This is a genomic window from Collinsella aerofaciens, from assembly GCF_027679495.1.
Lineage (GTDB): Bacteria > Actinomycetota > Coriobacteriia > Coriobacteriales > Coriobacteriaceae > Collinsella > Collinsella aerofaciens_AK.
The window spans coordinates 57127-77686 of record NZ_JAQEKC010000008.1 but is presented as its reverse complement, the minus strand read 5'-3'; the positions used below and the strand labels follow the sequence as shown (position 1 = coordinate 77686).

General features: G+C 58.1%; 18 protein-coding genes. 10 read left to right on the top strand and 8 right to left on the bottom strand.

Going from position 1 to position 20560, the window contains the following annotated elements; all coding sequences use genetic code 11:
• Positions 1-9 precede the first annotated feature (9 nt).
• Complete coding sequence (locus tag PGW49_RS04575) at positions 10-4323, bottom strand: hypothetical protein (RefSeq protein WP_270225711.1); 4314 nt, start codon at positions 4321-4323, stop codon at positions 10-12.
• Positions 4324-4534: 211 nt separating this feature from the next.
• Entirely contained in the window at positions 4535-5539 is a 1005-nt protein-coding gene (locus PGW49_RS04570; RefSeq protein ID WP_229066805.1) for a helix-turn-helix domain-containing protein, read from the bottom strand.
• 66 nt (positions 5540-5605) lie between these two features.
• Between PGW49_RS04570 and PGW49_RS04565 the strand changes: the two genes are divergently transcribed.
• The 5 genes from PGW49_RS04565 (at position 5606) to PGW49_RS04545 (ending at position 8494) form a co-directional block, all read left to right on the top strand.
• The gene (locus PGW49_RS04565; RefSeq protein WP_195625189.1) at positions 5606-5782 is read left to right on the top strand and encodes a hypothetical protein; all 177 of its coding nucleotides are present in this window, start codon (positions 5606-5608) and stop codon (positions 5780-5782) included.
• Positions 5783-6196: 414 nt separating this feature from the next.
• Complete coding sequence (locus PGW49_RS04560; RefSeq protein WP_022093836.1) at positions 6197-6517, top strand: PadR family transcriptional regulator; 321 nt, start codon at positions 6197-6199, stop codon at positions 6515-6517.
• Positions 6504-7127 (top strand): DUF1700 domain-containing protein, encoded by a 624-nt coding sequence (locus tag PGW49_RS04555; protein ID WP_195568543.1) that lies wholly within the window; start codon positions 6504-6506, stop codon positions 7125-7127. The genes PGW49_RS04560 and PGW49_RS04555 overlap by 14 nt, the downstream gene beginning before the upstream one ends.
• Positions 7128-7142: 15 nt before the next feature.
• A complete protein-coding gene (locus PGW49_RS04550; RefSeq protein ID WP_118081429.1) occupies positions 7143-7397 on the top strand; it encodes a hypothetical protein in 255 nt (84 codons plus the stop codon).
• A 413-nt stretch (positions 7398-7810) separates the two neighbouring features.
• A complete protein-coding gene (locus tag PGW49_RS04545; protein WP_195568545.1) occupies positions 7811-8494 on the top strand; it encodes a hypothetical protein in 684 nt (227 codons plus the stop codon).
• Positions 8495-9023: 529 nt separating this feature from the next.
• Here PGW49_RS04545 and PGW49_RS04540 read toward each other — a convergent pair.
• From PGW49_RS04540 to PGW49_RS04530, 3 genes are read right to left on the bottom strand one after another with little or no spacing between them, the layout of a single operon-like run.
• Positions 9024-9491, bottom strand: coding sequence for an arginase family protein (locus tag PGW49_RS04540; RefSeq protein WP_199574392.1), 468 nt, complete (start codon positions 9489-9491; stop codon positions 9024-9026).
• Between the two features lie 30 nt (positions 9492-9521).
• Complete coding sequence (locus PGW49_RS04535; RefSeq protein WP_195625188.1) at positions 9522-10661, bottom strand: HAMP domain-containing sensor histidine kinase; 1140 nt, start codon at positions 10659-10661, stop codon at positions 9522-9524.
• On the bottom strand, positions 10658-11350 hold the full coding sequence (locus tag PGW49_RS04530; protein WP_270225703.1) for a response regulator transcription factor: 693 nt from the start codon (positions 11348-11350) through the stop codon (positions 10658-10660). The genes PGW49_RS04535 and PGW49_RS04530 overlap by 4 nt, the downstream gene beginning before the upstream one ends.
• Before the next feature lie 97 nt (positions 11351-11447).
• Here PGW49_RS04530 and PGW49_RS10465 point away from each other — a divergent pair, with 97 nt between their 5' ends.
• The 5 genes from PGW49_RS10465 to PGW49_RS04510 all read left to right on the top strand — a co-directional run bounded on the left by PGW49_RS10465 (position 11448) and on the right by PGW49_RS04510 (position 18160).
• Positions 11448-11570, top strand: coding sequence for a CD1871A family CXXC motif-containing protein (locus PGW49_RS10465; RefSeq protein ID WP_411161328.1), 123 nt, complete (start codon positions 11448-11450; stop codon positions 11568-11570).
• Positions 11563-12465: a 4Fe-4S binding protein gene (locus PGW49_RS04525; protein WP_195568548.1), complete on the top strand. Its 903-nt coding sequence runs from the start codon at positions 11563-11565 to the stop codon at positions 12463-12465. The genes PGW49_RS10465 and PGW49_RS04525 overlap by 8 nt, the downstream gene beginning before the upstream one ends.
• A gap of 29 nt (positions 12466-12494) precedes the next feature.
• Positions 12495-13466: a TlpA family protein disulfide reductase gene (locus tag PGW49_RS04520; protein WP_195568549.1), complete on the top strand. Its 972-nt coding sequence runs from the start codon at positions 12495-12497 to the stop codon at positions 13464-13466.
• Between the two features lie 253 nt (positions 13467-13719).
• Positions 13720-16974: an ABC transporter ATP-binding protein/permease gene (locus tag PGW49_RS04515; RefSeq protein ID WP_270225698.1), complete on the top strand. Its 3255-nt coding sequence runs from the start codon at positions 13720-13722 to the stop codon at positions 16972-16974.
• A gap of 253 nt (positions 16975-17227) precedes the next feature.
• Positions 17228-18160 (top strand): tRNA dihydrouridine synthase, encoded by a 933-nt coding sequence (locus tag PGW49_RS04510; protein ID WP_240128765.1) that lies wholly within the window; start codon positions 17228-17230, stop codon positions 18158-18160.
• Positions 18161-18311: 151 nt separating this feature from the next.
• Here the strand turns inward: PGW49_RS04510 and PGW49_RS04505 are convergent, their stop codons facing one another.
• The 3 genes from PGW49_RS04505 to PGW49_RS04495 form a co-directional block, all read right to left on the bottom strand.
• Positions 18312-18578, bottom strand: a complete 267-nt coding sequence (locus tag PGW49_RS04505) for a ribbon-helix-helix protein, CopG family (RefSeq protein ID WP_055309982.1) — start codon at positions 18576-18578, stop codon at positions 18312-18314.
• Between the two features lie 833 nt (positions 18579-19411).
• Positions 19412-19657: a glutaredoxin family protein gene (locus tag PGW49_RS04500; protein WP_117734582.1), complete on the bottom strand. Its 246-nt coding sequence runs from the start codon at positions 19655-19657 to the stop codon at positions 19412-19414.
• Positions 19658-19708: 51 nt separating this feature from the next.
• Entirely contained in the window at positions 19709-20536 is an 828-nt protein-coding gene (locus PGW49_RS04495) for a zinc ribbon domain-containing protein (protein ID WP_161145051.1), read from the bottom strand.
• Positions 20537-20560: the final 24 nt, after the last annotated feature.

Genomic DNA, 20560 nt, shown 5'->3' with positions numbered 1-20560 from the left:
AACTAGGAGCTAGCGAGACCTATCCGAATTGACCTCATTGGCGGTGTCTTTTTCGAGCGCCGTGCGGCGGGCGCTGTAGGCGATGAGGCCGGCGCCTGCCGCGGCGAGTGCTGTAGCGGCTGCCGTAAGGGGAGCATTGACATCGCCCGTGCCAGCGAGCGCGCCCGCTTTTCCGGAGCGCTTGTTATTGCTGTGGTCCTTGCCACTGCCGGAGCTCCTTCCGCCGGAGCCGCCGCCCTTGTCAGTACCGCCGCCGCTCGAGCCGCCATCGCCGTCCACGGTCATCGGGGCGTCGTGAAGTCCTGTCGTATCCGCGCTGTCGCATACGCCGACCTGAACTTCTGAGCGTTCGCATGACGCGTCGGGCACATGAAGCTCGTGCAGTACGGCACCCAGCGCCGAGTTCGCGCCCGGTCGAATTTCCTCGAGCGTTACGGGATCGAGCGCCACCAGATTACGCGCCTTCGCATACAGCGTTACGCGTTTGCCCACTTCGTCGCTCCAACTCTCGGGAATGGCGAAGCTCATGCGGAACTGTGCCGTGCAACCCGGTGCCAGCACGGCGTTGCCGTTGTCGGCTACCAGCGGGTGCGTTGCAAAACGTGTGCCCAGCGTTTCGAGTGCGTACTTCACGTGTGCCATGCCGTTGGCCGAAGCGTCCTCGGCAAGCTCTGGATCGTAGATCGAAGCCATGCGTGCGTTCACTCCGAATCCGATGGATGCGCTGGAGAACGGCTGGCTGGAGCCCTCTCGGTACAGATCGATCGTGCCGGCGGTCAGTAAGGTGTTGCCGTCGTTTCGCACCGTGACCATGAAGGATTCGCCTGCTGCTCCGGGCACCACCGCGCCCGAGGTAGCGACCGCGCCCGTCGGAGTGGCACACGCCACCAAGGGCACTTCGATGCCGTGCAGCTCTGCCTCGCTCTTCTCCGCGCTCACAATGTGCGTGGCGAGTGCGGAGAGCATGCCTCCCGACGTCAAAAACGTCGTTATCTGATCGACGGGATGGTCCAGCTCGCACATCACAAACGGCTCCGTGAACAGATCGCCCGCCAAGGTGCTGGCGAAGATGCGGAAGTGCTTGCCCATCACTGCAACCGGGTTGCCTTCTTCGTCGTAGGTTTGTCCCACCTTGCCATCGGTGTTCTCTACATAGAGCACGCACCTGCCGTTGTTGCTTACGCTAAACGATGCCGGGCCACAGCCTGCGGCACCCACGGGCTGCGTTGCAAATGCCGATGCGCCTCGCGTCCACGTAACATGCTGCAGCTGCTCGTTGACAGTTGCCAAAAAGCCCGTGTGCTGCGGCCACGGCACCGCGTGGGGTACTGTGGCATCTGGCGACATAACGCCCCAGCCCGCGATGGACTGGCCGATCACGGCGTACGATGCGCAGCCGCAACCGTCTGCGGTCTCGTATGCAACGGGCACCACCATTTTGCCGTTGATATTCTCGGGCTCACCCAGCTCGATGCTCGACGGTGCTTGCGGAAAGCGGAGAACTTGGCGGAACGTCAGGCTGTCGCCCGAAACGTCCGACCATAGGGTAAAGCACTCCAGCGCAACCTCAGCCTCGCTGCCGAGCGTCTTTTCTGCGGTGGTTCCGCGGCGGTGGAGGTAGGCGCCCGACAGGCGCCCGTCGACAAGTGTCTTGCCCACCGTGATGCGTGGGCACTGCAGGCAATGGTAGCCATCCTCCTGAAGGCGGCCGCGCGAGATGCTGCGCCACGACGTGTGCGATATCACGCGAACTCCGTCGTTGCTTATGCGCAGGCGCACAACGGACAGTATGCCGGATGTGCTCGCCGTATCGAAAAGGGTGTTGTCGCCGGCGGGGCGCTCGCCCGAGACCAGCAGCACGTAGGCGTCCTGGTTTCCTCTTCCGTCCGTATATTCCACTACGTCGAAGTCGTAATCGTATATGCTGTCGCGCTCCACGTCGCCCTCGCCAAACCCAAGGGGAAAGTCCACAGGCGTGGGAGCGGACCACGTTCCGTTTGCCTTTGTGTGTACCACCAGGCGCGAGCGACCATTGTCGCCGTAGCGCACCGAGGCGATACGGAACAGGCATTCTACGCCGGCAATCATTGCCAGCTTCATGTGGGCTTCGCTGAGCACGCCAGCAAACAGCACGTTGTCGCTCGAGGGCTTGATGCCGCCACGCTCGTCTTCCGATACACCAGCAGAATTGGCGTTGGGGTCCGCAGCGGCGTCCTTCGCCTGCCCGATATAGGTGTACTTATACATCGTCGCGGCGTTTTCGTCGTTCTCTATCAGTGCATGGACGAAATGCTCGATCTGTCCTGTGTCGTCGCTTTCTGCATCCGCCTCGAGCTCAATGCGCGTGACCGCTTGATCCCAATCGCGCACGACGGGCGCGACGTTTACGACAGCGGCCTTAACCTCGGCGCGTGCGAGCAGCTCGGCGTTGGTGACGATGGTGGCCGATGCGATAAATTGCGGCACGCCGCCCGCCTCGATGTTGCCGGCCGAGCCGAAGCGGGCATCCAGCGTGTAAGGCGTATCTCCACCCAATGCGAGCTCAGAGCGCTGGAGCACATACTGGTTGCCATTGTTCACCGACATATTCCACAAATCGAGGAGTGTGGGCCACGACCCCGACCAAGCCTTGGTGGTCCACTTGAACATTACGAACTGGAGTATCACATCGACATCGACGTCTGCACCCACGCGCAGCCGCGGAAGCTGGTGCCCGTCCGCCTTCTCGTACCCAATGAACAGGGTGAGGGATGCGGCGCCACGCACGGCAGACGAGGCGACGCCTGCAACGCCGGCGCCAAAGGTGACGGCAAGCCCGATCTGGATAGTGAATGAGCCCGAGGTGTTTGAATAGTCGAGCGAAATGTTCTTGAAAAACGCCGCGCCGCTGCCGTGCGTGTGGGCACCCACGGCGAGCGCCAGCTTCGCCAGCACCCAGGGGTTGACGTTTAGGAAAAACGGCACCGGTCCTAGGGTAAACTGTTCTGTCCAATTGAGGTCGGTTCTTACCTGGAAGAGGGCCTTAATATTGCCGTATGCGGGGTCGTTGTTGTTACCCCAGGTTTTGCCCACCCAATCGTAGGCGAGCGAGCCGTACACCTGTGTTGCGATATCCATCGTGAATAGCAGCGTGCAATGGTGGCGAAGGAGCTTGGTGTTTCTTGGATCGGTGCCCGAACCGGCACTCATGCTCTTGTACTGATTCCACTTCCCCTCCATCTCGTCGAGGTAGCGGTTTGCCTGCTTGGCGCCCGACTCACGCGGTGACTTCTTCCAGTATTCAGGATCAGGGTTGCCCGAATCGTTCATATAGCTGGCTGGTTTGTATCCTCCGCCAAACAGTACGTACCCGGCAAACGAGAAATCGAACAAAATGGGGAACGAGGGCATCCAACACGTGAACTTATTGCCGCCGATGCCGGGAAACGCCGCGGGGAAATCAAACGGAGTGATCTCTTGGTCCATGGTAGTGGGGACGATAGTGGTCGATCCGGATTCCGCCTTTGCCGCCGGCGCGGTAACAACGGCCATAGGGGATGAGAGCGTGTAGGTTTTGCCCTGGTAGTCGAGGACAAAGCGCAGCTTGCACCCTTCTTCCAGAAGGCCCGAAGCTGCATCAAGGAACGTGTCTTCAAGCGTGAACGTTGCCAGATTATCCGCACCCGATGCGCTGGCCTTGACTTGGCCAATCTGCGTGAAGGTTTCGGGTGAGCTGCCCGCGGCAGGCGTCACTTTGTTGATGCGCAGCGTTGCCTGTCCACCCTGTGGCAGATGTGCCTGCACGGTAAAGGCGTGCGTATCGGGCTGCTCGTTTGCCGTGTCGTCCTTCGGCAATGTCATGAACGTGGCTTCAGCGTACTGGATGTCCCATTCGTCGAATGTGAGCTGGCGGAAGTACGGCTCGCCGTCGGAAAGCGGACGCGTGGGCGCGGTTATGGCGGTGCCGCCCTGGATACGCGCAAGGGGAATCTCGACATCACGGTAGCCCGCCATGCTAATGGAGATGCCGCCGTTAAAGTCGTACGCGTCGAGAAGCGTTGCCTCGTCCACGTAGCCTTCCGAAAGAGGCGCGACCTCAAAGATGGCCGTGCCCTCGTCGTCGGTAGTGGCGGAGAGCTGCTTGCCCGCGGCATAACGCGACGCGAGCGTGACCTGGGCTCCCTTGATGGGCATATTCTTGTTGGCGACGTCGATCACAACCACACCAAACATGGTGCGCGAGAGCACCAGGACCTTGAAGGGGTCTTCTTCGTCGGCATAGGCCGCGGTGGGCGCGAACGGCAGCAGGAAGGCATTTTCGCTTCCCGGCACGCGAGGCAACATAATGCTCGCTAGCGAGGATGTTCCGGCGATAAGTAGCGAACGGCGATCAAGCATTTTGGGCTCCCATCCCGCAAATTTCGGTGGAAATAATCCAATTTTGCGAGAAGGTGCCCCGTGGCGGTAGTGCCGTTCGAGGGTCAAAATGTCCAATTTGAGCGCGCGAAAGCGCTAGGCCCCCGGAGTGCTTTCGATACGCCGGGCAGTCTGGCCGCTAGCGCAACATGTGGGCAACCAGCTCGGCGCGAGTTCCGATACCAAGCTTGGCATACACTCCTGATAGGCGGTTTTTGACGGTGCCCGGCGATACTCCCATATGGCGTGCGATTTCGGCGTTGGTCCACCCGCGACAGGCGAGCATGGCCATGGTGAATTCCGTGGTCGTCAGGTCGTCAGCCACGTCCTCGCCCGAATCGGGGTTGTGGATGCGCCGCCAGCCGTAGCTGAATCGATACGTAATCTCGATGATGCGTGCGAAGTCGTCAGGGTATTGCGTTTTTAGACACGCCTCGATAAGCCCCTGCAAAAGGCCGTGGTGCTCGCCGATAAGTTCGACAAGGCCGTCGGGGCGCGCAACGTTCCAAGCAGCTCCGAAGTGCGTTTTTGCGGCGTCGATGTCCTTGAGGCTCATGCATGCCATGGAAGCTGCCAGGTGCAGGAACAGCTCCGAGATGGGATAGCTTCCCTGTTTCATGATCAGGGCATTTTCCACCATGCCCAGGCTGCGGCCATATTCGCCGCGCAGATACAAGGCGTGCGCCATCACATAGCTGGCGAACAGGCGCAGGCCTTCGGGCAGATGCGCCGCAAGCGGATAAAACTCTTCGGCGGAATACGGGGAAGGCAAGTGCAGCAGGACGCTCGCGGCCGAGGCGAACAGGATGTGCATGGCGTGGACGGCAGGCGATTCCTTGTCGGCTGGCGTATCGAGGATGCCAGCAAGGCACCGGCGGGCATCGGCGATACGGTTGAGCGACAGACTGGCGTATCCGCAGATAAAGCATGCGGAATAGCGCAGTGCGGGGTCGGTGGCGTCAAGATAGGGGCGCGCTGTCTTGGCAGCGAGGGTGGCCTGTCCGCGAAAGTACAGCGCTTCTGCCGTGGCAATGGCGCGCGAATCGGGGTCGGAAATGCCTGCAACCGCAGCGTCAATCTGCCCCGGCACAAAGGCGGTGCACATCAACGGCATGGGAACGCATGGGTAGCCATCGCAGTCCATCTTCCATCTCCCAACAGCTGGCAACACTGGCAGCAATTGTACTCCTGTTACTCGGGACTGGAATTTTTGGGTATTGCCTACGATTATGCCGAACGCATAAAGGAAGAGTCTATTGGCGATGCTCTCAAGGTGGCTACCGAAGCCAAGCTGACCTCGATATTAGGAAAAATTGCCACCCCTGCAAAAAGCTCTGTCGCAGTGATGGGAAACGCATCTTCTGGGCATTCCGGCGTCTCCAGCTAGCGCTGGACTGCTGCTGTCGCCTGCGCGTTGGCGAGCGGGGCGTGGGGACCGTCCGGCGACCAGCGGTGACGGGCGAGCCCTGCCGCGTGCGTGGGCCTCCATCGGCGTAGACCCATGACCCCTATGGCATCGGAGAAGTCCACCATCGCGTCCAGGACCTTACCGTCCGGCACGCCCAGCCTAGCGGCTCCCTTGAACCCAAGGTTGAAGGGGGGTGTTGTACAAGGCATATGGGGCCGAGTGGAAGTGGATCAAAAGAGCGTTACTTGACGTTTCATGCATAATGCCAACCGCCCCGCGATATCACGTTCGCAGCGCGCAGGGGCCGGAGAATCTTCGCGATGAGAGTTGACGTCTAATACCTTGCATCGTATAGTGTGTATAGCATAGTATATGACGAGAGGAGGTGTGCGGATGGAGGCACAGATGAAGCGCGGCTTCCTGGAGGCCTGCGTGCTCGCGGCCGTCTCCGGCGAGGAGTCCTACGGCTACCAGATCGTGAAGGACGTACCGGCGAGCATGGGGCTCACGGAGTCGACGCTCTACCCGCTGCTCAAGCGCCTGGAGAAGGCCGGGTGCATCACGGCGCGCTCCGCCGAGCACAACGGGCGGCTGCGCCGGTACTACCGCATCACGGACGACGGGCGAGCGCGCATCGAGGAGTTCCTGGCCGAGTGGCCGTCCGTACGGGAGATTTACGCATACGTTGAGGAGGCGCACCATGACGCGCGATGAGTTTCTGGGCCGGTTGGGCGAGCTGCTCGCCTGCCTGCCGGCCGAGCAGGTGGAGGAGACCAAGGCGTTCTATGCGGAGGCCATCGCCGACCGCATGGAGGACGGTATGAGCGAGGAGGAGGCCGTGGCCGCCATGGGCACGCCCGGCGAGGTGGCGGAGGCCACGCTCGACGACCTGCCCGCCGTGCCGCGCGCGATCGCGAGGACGCGCCGGCGCAGCACCGCGCTGCTGTGGGTGCTGGCCATCGTGGGCTCCCCGGTGTGGGTGCCGCTGCTCGCCGCCTTCGCCGCCGTGGCCGTCACGGTCTATATCTGCATCTGGGTGCTGGCGCTCTGCGTGTGGATCGTCGCGGTGGCACTCGGGGGCGTGGGCGTAGTTGAGCTCCTGCTTGCCGTAAGCGGCGTCATCATCGGCCACTTCCCGTACGCCCTCGCCTCGGCGGGCGTGGGGCTCGGCCTCGTCGGCGTGGCGCTCTTCGTTGGTGCTGGCGCTTGGGCAGCCTCAAAACAAATTGCGCGCCTCTCGGCGCTCTGGGCGAGGAAGGCCGCCTCGCCCTTCTGGAAGGGTAAGGGCGAGAAGGGCGGCGCTGCCGCGCATCTCGCGGCGTAGAAAGGAGTGAGTACCATGACCAGTGCGAAGAAGATCTACCTCGCCGTGGCGGGCGGGCTCGTTGCCGCGGGTGTTGTCCTCGCGGGTATTGGCTTTATCGCTTCGGGTTTCGACCCGGCCGTGTTCACAACCCAAATAGACACACGCGACAGCACCATCGTGCTCGGCGGCGTCGAGGTGGACGACCCGATGGGCCTCCCCCTCATCGAGCAGCTCGCCAATCTGGGCGAGATCGACACCTCCGGCGTCGCGGATCCCGCCGCGCCCTAGGCGCAGCGAGCCCGGGCGTTCTGCCCGCCAAGCTGCGTAAGCCGGCGAAACCCGAACCTCAACCTCTACGCAACTGGCCCCAAGCCTGCGCCGATTCGCTCTCAGCGCCGCGCGGGGGCCCGTGACGCATGCCCAAAAAGGTACGAGGAGAAAGGAACGCGATGACGACAACCACGCCCTTCCGCCTTCACGGGGCCACGCAGGACCGGAAGCGACTGGGCCGTGCGGTGGGGCTGTGCTTGGATTGGCTACACTGATATGGACAGTTCCGTGAGGGGCGCGAGAGGCGGGACTCTGGGGAGATCTTCGAGGAGGAGTGTCTCGACTGGAAGCGCGGGTTCAGTGGAGCAGGAACCTAATCTCTGTCTCTCTTGCTTTTTTGATTTGTTGAGAAGCCGGCATTTGGGGGCATTTTGGATAGCGAACAGTTCAAACAAGAAGCTGAGAAAATAGAACAAAGACTGAGTGCCTTGAGAGTCGCCGAGCGCAATGCAGTGATTCCCTTCATGAACGTCGACTTTACCCAATGGGATCTATATCTGGCATCCTCCTCTGAGTATGCGATGAGACTGATAGACGGATTCATCTCCATGCTCGAGTCGAGGAATCTTGTTTGCGTCGCCCAGCTTCTCCGCGCACAGGTTGGAGTCTGCCTGCGGACATTCGCATTATTCGCCGCCGAAGACCAGGATGACTTTCTCAAGCAGGTGTTTCAAGGTGTGCCTGTGAACAAGCTGAAAGATTTCTCGGGTGAGAAGATGTCCGATGGAAGACTTCAAGACTTACTCGAGAAGTTCGATCCAAAGGTAAAAGATGTATACAAGGTGACGTCTGGATTCGTCCACTTCTCCATTGATATTCTGCCGAGCATGGGTGTGCCTGGGGAGGGCTATGAGGTCGAGTTTAATTTTGGAGCCGAGCCCAACGAGAGAAACAATGCGCCTCTCGTGGAATGCGGCAAGGCGTTCTGCCACTATGTCGACCTGCATCTCCAGATGCTCCATAAGGTGATTGCTTCGGATGAATGGTATGCCGATCGATTCCGTATCGATTCCGATGGTCCTGCAGACGAGGCCTCGAAAAGCGAGAAGGTGTAGGTCGAACGCATTGACGCTGCCTTGACAGCATCCCGATATGATAACGAATGGGAGGTTCCCTGCGAAATGTGCGCCTCTGTATATTCTCGCTAGGACGCCCTCGACCGATAAGGCATCGTTGAGTTCAATTTGAGTTCAGCTCGGGTGCCTGAAAATCGCCCAACTCTGATAAAAGGGGAGACGACGGTACACCACGTAGACGAGAGGCTATGGAAGTGCACGATTTGATTATATTGGCGCGCTAAACCGCCCCGCTGCCCAACTTGAACTCCGCTCACGCGTGTATGGGGCTGCGAGAGGTAACGGCCTGCGGCCTCCTTTGTGTGCTCGATGATATCTTCGAGCATGCCGGGCATGGCGGAGACATTCGCTGCAATCCAGCCGTGTTCAAGCGCCGTTTCGGATAGGAGCGAGAGGGGGCTGTCTTGCCCGTTTCCCTTGCACCCGTAAAGATGGTTGACAGTTTGGGGTCTCCCGGGTCTTTAGCTTTTACCGTGCTAGATGCCTCATGGAAACTGTTGGACTTTAATCAGACAGACCCAGCATGCCGTTTTCCTCCATGAGGACATCGGCTAAAACCGCAACACCTATGCTTGTTTAAGCAAACTTCCTGATAGTCGTGGAGCTGCTGTAGCCCGACATGCAGGACATCGCTCGGCTTAAACACCGGATGCCGCATCCGCGAAACGAGTTGCGGTGCACCCTGTTCCAAAAGGCTGCCAAGTACCATGGCGTGAGCGTTGGGGTAGCCATCATTCAGCGTGGATACATCCGGATGCGCATAGATCCAGACGATTCCAACGTTCTCGTATTTCCCGTGCAGGTAATCGAAGAGGGCAGGCGACACCATACAGTTGCCGCCGACGGTCACGACTCTGTCGGGGTTTTCTGCCGCAAGCTTCCTCTGCGCATCCTGAATCCCCGCCAGGACTTCGTCCTCGGCATAGATGCGAACTGTCTCCCATTTCTCATGTCCAAGTTTTGGGACGCGTTTCACAATGTCGAGTGGGACTCCTGGACAGTCGGATCACGTGGTGGCCCCCTTTGAGAGGGTCACGAGCATCACGGTTCCGTTCTCGGAATTTGCTTCGACCTCTACCGTGCCACCGTGAAGCGCTGCAATCTCCCAAACAAGCGCTAGCCCGAGTCCTGCGCCGCCGTATGCCCTGCTGCGGGATTTATCCAGGCGAAAGAACGGTTGGAAGATGCTCTCACGGTACTGCTTGGGTATTCCCGGGCCCTGGTCCTCGACTCGCAGGAACACGTGGCTGTCGCTGTCGCTGATGGAGACGTTGACAGTCGAGCCGGAGCGGCTGTAACGGATGGCGTTTTCGACCAGATTAAACACCAGCCGATAGAGGAGCGTGTCGCTCCCGATTACTAAAGCGTCTCCAGCACAATTGAGGGCTATGCCCTTATTATCGGCAAGTGGCGCAAGGTCGGTGAGGACCTCTTCGGACAAGGGGCCAAGTTCAACATCGTCTTCGCAAGGAACGCTGCGGAGCTCACTCATCTCGAGCAATACCTTGGTCATTCGAGACATGCGCTCGGTTTGTTCTTGTAGCAGGTCGAGCAGCTCGGCTGTTTCGGGTTGCAAACCGGAGTGTTCGGAGATGAATAGTTCAATCTGTGCTTGCATAAGGGCGAGCGGGGTGCGCAGCTCGTGTGCGGCGTTGCCGGTAAACTGACGCTGCGCAGAGAACCCTTCGCCAAGACGGGCGATCATGTCGTTGAAAGAGGCGCTGCATCTCTGTAGCTCGGTGGGCACATCTTCACTGAGTCTGATTTCGCTTAGGTTGTCAGGCTGCACACGCTCAACCTGGGCTGCAAAAGCCCGTAGCGGTTTGAGTGCACGGCCGCTCGCAAAGTATGCTAGCGCGCCGCCAAGGAGTGTGACTCCAGCCGTGATGTACCAGGTTGTCGTGCCAAAAGACTCCTGTGCGTCGTTTACGACGATCGTGACCTTGTCATCGGGGACCGCTTTCGTCGGGTCGAACGCCTGGGGCGAATCTTCGCCGGTTGCGTTAAAGGCCGAGATGTCACTGCCGATGGCATCCATGTAGCGCATGCCCGTATAGCCGACCAGGCAGTTCGTCAGCACGCACGCCGCACACGTGAGCAGTGCCGTCATAATCGTTATGCGCCATTGCAGCGAAAGCCTTTTCATTCGCTATCCTCCATAACGTAGCCCTCTCCAATCCGATTGCGAATCGGGTCGTATCCCAAAGCGCTGCGTAGCTTTTTGCGGAGTGACGAGATATGAACGCGGGTTGCGTTGCTAAAGCTGTTCACGCTGCTATCCCAAACGTGCTCGATAAGCTCCTCCTGACTTACCGGACGCCCCTGATTAAACATCAGGTATTCCAAGATCTCCGTTTCCTTGCGCGTAAGAGATAAAGCCTCGCTGTCCACGGAAGCGATGCGCGCCTTGGTGTCAAAGCTGAGCTTTCCGCAGGTTAAAACTATGTCGCTTTGTGTAAAGCGTCTGAGGGTAAGGCTGCGAATCCTTGCCGCAAGCTCGTCCAGATGAAACGGCTTGGTGAGGTAATCGTTGGCGCCGGCATCGAGTCCGGCGACTTTATCGGATACTTCGCCGCGTGCGGACAGAATCAGTACCTTAGTCTCGCAGTCAGTTTTCCTAAGTTCCCTGAGTACGGTCATGCCGTCGATGCGGGGAAGGTTGAGGTCGAGTACCACGAGGTCGAAGGCCTCAACGTCCAGTAGGTCGAGCGCCTCCTGTCCGTCGTGACAGCAGTCGACGCTGTACGCCAAGTTTCGCAAGCTGCGCGCGATTGCATCACACAGTGCCCGCTCGTCTTCGACGATCAAAATTCGCATAACAGTCTCCTTGCACATTCCAAATCGCGCTTAACACGGATTTTATAGTCGATATGGTCCAATAGGTCGCGTGACGAAAGGAGTGGTCAAGTTGTTCAAAGCGATAAAACCTGTAATGCAGGTTGCGTTGCTGATCGTCGGAATTGCCATGGTGTGCTTTGGCGTTATGCGTGGCGAGGCGAATGCCGTGCTGGCCAAAGCGATTAGGCTGTGCTTGGAGTGTATCGGAATTGGATAAAAGAGAAAACACTGCGCCGCATGTTTTGGCCCGATTTCGCGGATTCATTCAGGCGGCGGCGACGCTCATCACCAACATTCACCTGCCAAACTTTGCCAAAGGCGGCATCTATCAGGGCGCGGGAAAAACAGTCTGCGTACCTGGACTTAATTGCTATTCGTGCCCCGCGGCATCGGGTGCGTGCCCCATCGGGTCGTTCCAGTCGGTGGTAGGTTCATCCAAGTTCAACTTCTCCTACTACGTTACCGGTACGCTCATTTTGCTCGGCGTGCTGCTGGGGCGATTTGTATGCGGGTTTTTGTGCCCGTTTGGCTGGCTGCAGGAGCTGCTTCACAAGATCCCCGGCAAAAAGTTCTCCACGAAAAAGCTTAAGCCGCTCACGTACATCAAGTACGTCGTGCTGCTGTTTGCCGTGGTGCTGCTGCCCGTCTTGGTGGTTAACGACGTGGGCATGGGCGACCCGTTCTTTTGTAAGTACATCTGTCCGCAGGGTGTGCTCGAGGGTGCCATTCCGCTGGCCATTGCCAATGCCGGCATTCGATCTGCGTTGGGACATCTCTTTACTTGGAAACTTGCCGTTCTCATTGCCGTGGTAGTGCTGAGCGTTTTGTTCTACCGCCCCTTCTGCAAATGGATTTGTCCACTCGGCGCATTCTATGCGCTCATGAATAAGGTATCCCTGCTGGGGATTCGGGTCGATGCATGCAAATGTGTCTCGTGCGGCAAGTGCTCAAAGGCTTGTCAGATGGACGTTGATGTGGTCCGCGCGCCCAATCATGCCGAATGCATCCGGTGCGGAAAGTGCATCGGGGCCTGTCCCGTCGATGCCATCAGCTATCGCTATGGCCTGGATGTGTCGGCGGAAAAGCTCCCCTTGACCGCCGATAAAAAGTAAACAAGCTTCGACAAAACGGAGGAATGACCATGAAGCTTTCTAAGATTGCGGCCCTGTTTATGGTGCCGGTATTGGCCTTGTGCCTTGTGGCGTGCTCGGCACCCGGTGGCAATGCGAGTGAATCTGCGGGCTCCGATCCTAAGATTGCAGAACTCACTGCGCAGAAGCCGACCAATGCCGACGAGGCCGCCGAGCTGTATGCGAAGCTCATGCAGAAGGAGAACGAGATCTTTTCGAGTGATAACGCGCTGTGGGAAAAGGTATTCAATGCGGCAAATAAAGACTCGGCAATGATTGAGGATGGCAGCAATTACGGCGATTTTCTGCTCAAGACCATCGACGGCGCCAAGGATGAGTTCACGGCGGATGAGCTTAAGACACTCAAGGCCGGTGCACAGCAGATCAAGGAGATCGAGGACAAGCTCGAGAGCCTGGAGAAGGAGTTCCCCGGCTGTGGAAGCACGCCGAGTGCAGGCGAGAGCGTCGACGCTTCGACCGCTGGCATGACGGCTGGTGCCAATGCTTCGAGCGAGGCGACGAAGTTCCCCAGCTTTACGGGCAAGGACCTGGATGGCAACGACGTGAACAGCGACGAGCTGTTCTCTAAGAACAAGGTCACCGTCATGAACTTCTGGTTCACTACTTGCAAGCCGTGCGTGGGCGAGCTGGGCGATCTTGAGAAACTGAATCAGGAGCTTGCCGAGAAGGGCGGCCAGGTCGTGGGCGTCAATTCCTTTACGCTCGATGGCAACAAGGGCGAGATTGCAGATGCCAAGGACGTGCTGAGCAAGAAGGGCGTGACGTATAAGAACATCTGGTTCAAGCCGGATAGCGAGGCCGGTAAGTTTACGTCAAATTTGTTCTCGTTCCCGACAACGTATGTCATCGATCAGAATGGCAACATCGTAGGGGATCCAATCGTGGGAGCCATCAGCTCCGCCGAGCAGCGCGCAGCACTCGACAAGCTTATCGACCAGGCGATTGCGAATAGCGAGCAGTAAAAAACGCGTAAAGCATGGCGAGGATCGTGCGCCGCTGTGCGGAGTAGTCCGCTGCCTTTTAAGATAATCTCCACCATTTAGAGGTCCCGCTCGGGACCTCTTCTTTTGGACGTCGTCCCGTTCGTTTTTTGATGCGGTTCCCTACATTCCTCACTTGCACCGGTAAAAAATGGGGATAGAGTAGGACAAACGCGTCGAATACGAACGGCGGGGGAGAGCGGGCAGGGTGCCTGCGCAGGAGAGGTTGCCGTCCATGTTGGAGCTCAAAGGTATTTGCAAAAGGTACGTTACCCAGTCGTTTACGCAGGTGGCGCTCGACAGCGTAAGCCTGGCTTTTCGCGATAACGAGTTCGTGGCCATTCTGGGTCCCTCGGGCTCGGGTAAAACCACGATGCTCAACGTTATCGGTGGGCTTGATCATTTCGATTCCGGCGACCTGCTCATCGACGGCATCTCGACCAAGGACTTTCACGATCGCGATTGGGATGCCTACCGCAACAACCGCATCGGCTTTGTGTTCCAAAGCTATAACCTCATCCCGCATCAGACCATTTTGGAAAACGTGGAGCTGGCGCTTACGCTCACGGGTGTGGGGCATACCGAGCGCCGCGAGCGTGCGCGCGAGGCGTTGGAGAAAGTTGGCCTGGGCGAGCATGTTAACAAGCGCCCGAGCCAGCTATCGGGCGGACAGATGCAGCGTGTGGCCATCGCCCGTGCGCTGATCAACGATCCCGAGATTGTGCTGGCAGACGAGCCGACCGGCGCTTTGGATTCAACGACATCCGTGCAGGTCATGGATTTGCTCAAGGACGTGGCACGCGACCGTCTGGTTATTATGGTCACGCACAATCCCGAGCTGGCGTACCAGTACGCCACGCGCATCGTTAACCTGGCGGACGGCAAGATCACCGACGATTCCGATCCTTTCGATGTCGCTGACGCCACGCGCCGCGAAGCCAAGCCTACGCGCAAAACCTCGATGAGCTTTGTGACGGCGCTGGGGCTTTCTGCCCGAAACCTTATGACCAAAAAAGGCCGTACGGCCATGACTGCCTTTGCGGGCTCGATTGGCATTATCGGTATCGCGGCGATTCTGGCGCTGTCCAACGGCGTAAACGGCTACATCAAAAAGGTCGAGGAGGATACGCTCTCGAGCTACCCGCTCACCATTTCCAAGCAGGATTACGACCTGTCGTCCATGATGGGCGGACAGGGGGCTGCGGATGATGACTCGCCTGAAAACGTGGATTCGTCCGACGACAGTGCCGGCGGCAAGGCTAAGGGAACCGATAAGATTCCCGTGGTCACGGCCGTAAAGGATATGTTTGCAAGCGTTAAGTCCAACGACATGACGAGCTTTAAGGCGTGGCTCGATGCCGGTGGCGACGGCATCGATAAAGAAGTCAACGCCATCCAGTACGGCTACGGTGTATCGCCGGTTGTCTATCGTGCCGGCAAGGGCGATGAGAAGCCTGTCCGGCTGGTGCCCAACGCCATGACCGAGGCCATGAGCGGAGGTGCGAGTTCGGCGGCAACGGTGAGCATGGAATCCATGGGAACCTCGGTCTTTAACGAGATGATTGACGACCAGAGCCTGCTCGACAGCCAGTACGATGTCGTCGCCGGTCATTGGCCCACGTCTGCCAACGAAGCCGTGATGGTGCTCTCGAGTCGTGGCACGGTGGGCGACTACACGCTCTACAGCATCGGCGCGCTGGATATCAATGAGCTCAACGATCTGGTAAACAGCGCTATGACGGCTGACGGTGGGGTCGAAACGCCCGAGACCGGCACCGAATTTACCTACGACGATGCGCTGTCCACGACGTTTAAGGTGCTGTCGCCGGCCGATGCGTATCGCAAAAACGAAGAGACCGGCATATGGACCGATATGTCTGGCGACACCGACTTTATGGCCGCCAAGGTTGCCGACGGTATCGACGTGCACATTGTGGGCGTGGTGCGACCTAACGAGACCGCCAACGCGAGCGCGTTGTCTCCGGGTATTGCCTATACGCATGCACTGACTCGCCAGCTTATGGAGCGCGCCGCCGATTCGCAGATTGTGCAGGAGCAACTCGCCCACCCCGAGACGGATGTCTTTACGGGCAAAACCTTCGACGAACTGCAAGGCGAGGCCAAGCAAGGCGTGGATCTGGGCAGCATGTTCAGTGTGGACGAGGCAGCGCTCAAGAGCGCGTTTTCGTTCGATACATCTGCGCTCTCGGGTGCAGCCGGCGGTATGGACCTTTCTGGCATCGATCTGTCGGGGCTGGACATTGACCTTTCGGGCGTTGGCAAGGACATCGACTTCAGCGACATCATGGCAAAAGCGCCAACCCCAGATTTCTCGGGTATCTTTGACGGTCTGGAACTCACGCCCGAGCAAATGCAGCAGGTGGGAACACTAGCCAACCAGCTGTTTGAGGGCTTTTTGCAGTCTGATCAGTTTAAGGCGCTGTCGCCCGAAGACCTTGAGGACGCGTCAAAGCTCGCCGCCGCATTCTCGACGTATCTTGAGAATGATGCCGCAGCCCAGCAATATCTGGCTCAGCTCAAGGCACTCGGTGGCGATGCCCTGGCCGAGCGCCTGCAACAGGCGATGACCGACTATGTGCAAAAGCAGCTGGCTCCGTATCTGCAGCAGGCTATGGATCAGGTGATGAAGTCGATCAGCGATCAGATTGCGGCGACGGTGTCAGCTCAGCTCAAGGCAGGCACAGCAGAGCTCATGGGCCAGATGGCGACGCAGATGTCGTCGAGTTTTGCTAACCTGGCGAGCGCCATGCGCGTGGATGCGAGTGCCTTTGCTCATGCCATCCACTTCAACATGGACGCCGAGGACCTGAGTTCGCTCATGATGAGCTATGCCAAGGCGTCGAAGCTCACCTACGACAACAATCTGACCACGTTGGGCTATGCGGACGAGGCAGACCCCATCTCGGTCAAGATTTTCCCGCGCGACTTTGAGGCCAAGGAGCGCGTGCTCGATCACATCGACGCGTACAACAAGCAGGTCAAAGCCGCCGGCCACGATAATCGGGCAATTTCGTACACCGACTACATGGGCATCATCATGGGTTCGGTAACCGACATCGTGAACACCATCAGCTTGGTGCTCATCGCATTCGTAAGCATCAGCCTGGTGGTGAGCTCCATCATGATCGGCATCATCACGTACATCAGCGTGCTGGAGCGCAAAAAGGAGATTGGCATTCTGCGTGCGATTGGCGCGTCGAAGCGTAACGTGGCAAACGTGTTCAACGCCGAGACCTTTATCGAGGGCCTCATTGCCGGCGTCTTTGCTGTTGTCGTCGTGGTGGCCGTGAGCTTCCCGGTCAATGCTTGGGCGCTTGCGGCCAAACAGGTCCCCAACCTGATGAGCCTGCCCGTGCAGGACGCGCTGGTGCTCATCGCGATTTCGGTGCTGCTAACGGTCGTCGCCGGTTTGCTACCGGCCCGCAGTGCATCCAAAAAGGACCCCGTGGAAGCCCTGCGCTCTGAATAATGCGACAAGGGGACAGTTCCTTTGTCGCATTGAACGGCATGTAAATCGAGATCTATTACTTTTCACTTGTTCACTTCCCGGGAAAGTATTCACTTTTGTTGTATGGGGTGCGGCTGGAGGATGGTCATCGTCCAGTAGTCACCTCTATCTTGTGAATCGCCTGAAGCACAAGGCATAATGCATGTGACAAGGGGGCAGTCCCTTTGCCGCATTGATCTGAGAGTAGATGTTGATGATTCTATCGTTGGCCCCTATGGAGGGGATTACCGGGCATGTGTTCCGTCGCGTGCATGCGGAGTGCTTCGGTGCACTCGATTGCTATTACACGCCGTTTTTGCCGCCGCCGCGGGTGGGAAACTGCTTTGGCGGCAAGGCGTTTAAGGAGATCGATCCTGCCAATAACCAGGGCCTCAACGTAGTGCCTCAACTGATGTCCAAGAACGCGGACGAATTTGTGTGGGCGGCACAGGTGCTCGCCGACATGGGCTACCGCGAGGTCAATCTCAACTTGGGTTGCCCCTCGGGTACGGTTGTCGCCAAGGGCAAGGGCTCGGGTTTCTTGCGCAATCTCGACGAGCTCGAGGTGTTCTTAAGCGATGTGTGCGAGCGGTCGCCGTTGCCGGTATCGGTAAAGACCAGGCTGGGGCTGGAGAATGACGACGAATACGAGCGCGTGCTCGATCTGTATTGCCGCATGCCGTTGGCAGAGCTGATCGTGCATCCGCGCGTACAGAAGGACCGCTATACGGGCTTGCCGCGCAAAGAGTTTTATGGCGAGACGCTGGAGCGTGCGCCGTTCCCCGTGGCCTATAACGGTGACATTTTTGATCTTGAGGATATGGACGCGCTGGTGGAGGCCTATCCCGGCACGCGCCATGTGATGTTGGGGCGTGGCCTGCTCGCGAACCCCGCTCTGGCTCGCATGGTCAAGGGCGGCCCTGCTGCAACGGCTGCTGAGCTGCAGCGCTTCCACGACACGCTGTTTGCGGCATATGCAGAAGAGATTGGCGGCAATGCGGTCTTCCGCATGAAGGAGTGGTGGTTCTACGCCAAGTGCGCTTTCGCTGATCCCGCTACCGTCCACAAGATCGTACGCAAGACCAAAAAGGTCGACGAATACCGCGCTGCCGTCGAGCGCGTCTTCCGTGAACAGCCGCTTGCACCCACAGCTCGCTTCCACGGCTAACTAGTCATCGGGGGCGTTCTTTAACGACTGGTCATTTAAGGACGTCCCCAACGACTATGTAGCAAAAACATGTACACCAGCATCCAAAGATGTCGAAAAATGTCGACTTTGGATGCTGGTGTACATGTTTGGGTCCGACGGGGGAGCGGGCCTAGGCAATCAGTGCATCAAGTGTAATGAGCTCTCTGAGCCGCTCCGTGCGTGTTTGCCCATGGCGTTTGGCTTTTTCGTCAAACGCCTCAAGAATCGATTCGCCCACACGTGCTGATATAACGACGCTCGGCTCATCGGAGATTGGTGGCCTTCCCAACTTGATGGTGTGACCTTTCGGCCACTCATCTTTTTCGTAGGCTTCCGCGGCTTTCTTCAACTCTCCGGGAGCAAACCCCATCATCTTTTCGAGCTGCTTAGCATCCATGGCGCCTCCTATCGATCGACATAATGTCGAGCGCCGGTTCTCGGATTCTCTTTTTGTATACAATTTTGTAGACAAAAATACAAGCAGTTCATCGGGCTAATTAGCTTGTTTTGACCTGCCTGTTCGATAGGAAATGAGCATTGACGGCTTCGATACTCCTTTGCTTTTCAGCTTGGAATTTGGATGCTCATTGAACTTCCGGAGGGGAGCCCTTTATTAAGCTATTGAGATTCTGGGCAGGAGCTCTCACTGGTCTTCGGTAATGGGGCCAGCTTAATTCGCGACACAGTGTGTCGCGAATGGGAGTAGTCGTTAGGTGTCCTTCAATGGCTACTCATATAAGAACGTTCAAGTGTCGGATTTTGTCATTTAGTGTCGCTCTCAGCGACTATTCTGGAGGGTCGTGGTCAAAAAAGGGCAAATATGAGTACTGTTGCCATTATGGTTGCATTTATTTGCTATAAATTGTAGCTCCTGATGAGATTTGTTCCCATTAAGAGCTACTTTTATTGAACATATGAGGAGAAATAACGTCGTCTGCGGACGAGTGGAACGTTGAATAGTTCCTGAAGTGATCAAAATCGCTGCTACTAAACAGGTAGCAGTACTCATATTTGCCCTTTTTTGACCACAGCCCTCTCGGAAACCTTTCCAGAGGCGTCAAACAGCCATAATCCAAAGGTCTCCTCAAACAATTAGCCGGCCAAGAGCGTCCATGACTACCAAAAAGCTGTACGCCAGCATCCAAAGATGTCGAAAAATGTCGACTTTGGATGCTGGTGTACATGTTTGGGTCGTATGGGTTGGGGCCCTGGACGGACAGAGCGTGCGTACTAGAGCAGGTTTTCCTGCACCCACGCGATGATGTCGCTCGATTCGTAGAGTGGTTTGCCGTCGATGAACAGGCAGGGAACCTGGCGTTTTCCGCCGACGGCGATGAGTGTCTGTTCGGCATCGGAATCGGTCGAGATATTGCGCTCGGGAATGGTCACGCCGTTATCGGCCAAAAAGTGCTTGACCTTTAAGCAATACGGGCAGCCGGTCATAACGTACAGCTCGAGCTCATGATCAGTAGCCATAGGTCTCCAATCGGTTGAGGTTTTGATTGAAATACCCAAAGCCGCCGCGGTCTATGCGCGCGTCAACGACGACTCGATGGCCTGTACCAGAAACGCCGTGGCTCCGGTGCCGCAGGGCTTGTCGTAGTAGTCAACAAAGCGCTGGTCGGCAAGATAGCTGTGGGCGAGGCTCAGGTACGATTCGTTCTGGGGCTCGTGTCCCCAATTGAGGCCAATCCATCGGCGATGCATTGCGACAAGCTTGCGAGCCTCGCTTCCATCCGCATCGCCGTCGCCCATGGCAATCGAGAGCTGGCCCAAAATGGCGCGTTCAAGTTCCTTCATGTCGTTCCACGTCTGAGGGTCCATGTCCAGCAGCGCTTCGTTTGCTGCATCGATAGCCTCATTGCCATAGCGTGCCCGCGCCTCGGCACCGTAGCGCTCCTCGTTTTCCTGCACGGTGCGCCAGCGCTCCAGTTGCGGCAGGACGGCGCCCATGAGCGAGACGGCTTCGTCGAGCGACATGCCGGTGTTTTGCGCCAGCCGCGGGGCACAATCTTCAATCATCGCCTCCATGGTGGTGTCGTAGGTGTACTTGCCGTGGTCGTAGCACCACTTGCAGTAATGGTCGGTCGTGGCGCCCGTGGCGTCGGTGCCGCAGTCGTCGGGTGTGAGTATCATGCCGCAGCTCTGGCAATAATGCTCGGGCATTTCGAGCAGGTGGGGCAGCGGCTCGCCGGTCACGGCGGCAATGAGTTTCATCATGTCGATGCCCGGTGTGACCTCGCCACGCTCCCAACGGCTGACGGCTTGGCGTGTGACGAAGAGCTTGGCGGCGAGCTGCTCCTGGGTAAGGTGATGGGCGCGACGGATGGCAATGAGCTTTTCTGCAAAGGCCATAGCGGCTCCTTTCTGCTGGTTGAT

Coding starts and splice junctions, on each gene's coding strand:
- PGW49_RS04550 (WP_118081429.1), top strand. CDS start 7,143: ATGACCAGTGCGAAGAAGATCTACCTCGCCGTGGCGGGCGGGCTCGTT.
- PGW49_RS10465 (WP_411161328.1), top strand. CDS start 11,448: ATGCAGGTTGCGTTGCTGATCGTCGGAATTGCCATGGTGTGCTTTGGC.
- PGW49_RS04520 (WP_195568549.1), top strand. CDS start 12,495: ATGAAGCTTTCTAAGATTGCGGCCCTGTTTATGGTGCCGGTATTGGCC.
- PGW49_RS04500 (WP_117734582.1), bottom strand. CDS start 19,657: ATGGCTACTGATCATGAGCTCGAGCTGTACGTTATGACCGGCTGCCCG.
- PGW49_RS04535 (WP_195625188.1), bottom strand. CDS start 10,661: ATGAAAAGGCTTTCGCTGCAATGGCGCATAACGATTATGACGGCACTG.
- PGW49_RS04575 (WP_270225711.1), bottom strand. CDS start 4,323: ATGTTGCCTCGCGTGCCGGGAAGCGAAAATGCCTTCCTGCTGCCGTTC.
- PGW49_RS04555 (WP_195568543.1), top strand. CDS start 6,504: ATGACGCGCGATGAGTTTCTGGGCCGGTTGGGCGAGCTGCTCGCCTGC.
- PGW49_RS04510 (WP_240128765.1), top strand. CDS start 17,228: ATGGAGGGGATTACCGGGCATGTGTTCCGTCGCGTGCATGCGGAGTGC.
- PGW49_RS04530 (WP_270225703.1), bottom strand. CDS start 11,350: ATGTGCAAGGAGACTGTTATGCGAATTTTGATCGTCGAAGACGAGCGG.
- PGW49_RS04560 (WP_022093836.1), top strand. CDS start 6,197: ATGGAGGCACAGATGAAGCGCGGCTTCCTGGAGGCCTGCGTGCTCGCG.
- PGW49_RS04515 (WP_270225698.1), top strand. CDS start 13,720: ATGTTGGAGCTCAAAGGTATTTGCAAAAGGTACGTTACCCAGTCGTTT.
- PGW49_RS04505 (WP_055309982.1), bottom strand. CDS start 18,578: ATGGATGCTAAGCAGCTCGAAAAGATGATGGGGTTTGCTCCCGGAGAG.
- PGW49_RS04570 (WP_229066805.1), bottom strand. CDS start 5,539: ATGGACTGCGATGGCTACCCATGCGTTCCCATGCCGTTGATGTGCACC.
- PGW49_RS04495 (WP_161145051.1), bottom strand. CDS start 20,536: ATGGCCTTTGCAGAAAAGCTCATTGCCATCCGTCGCGCCCATCACCTT.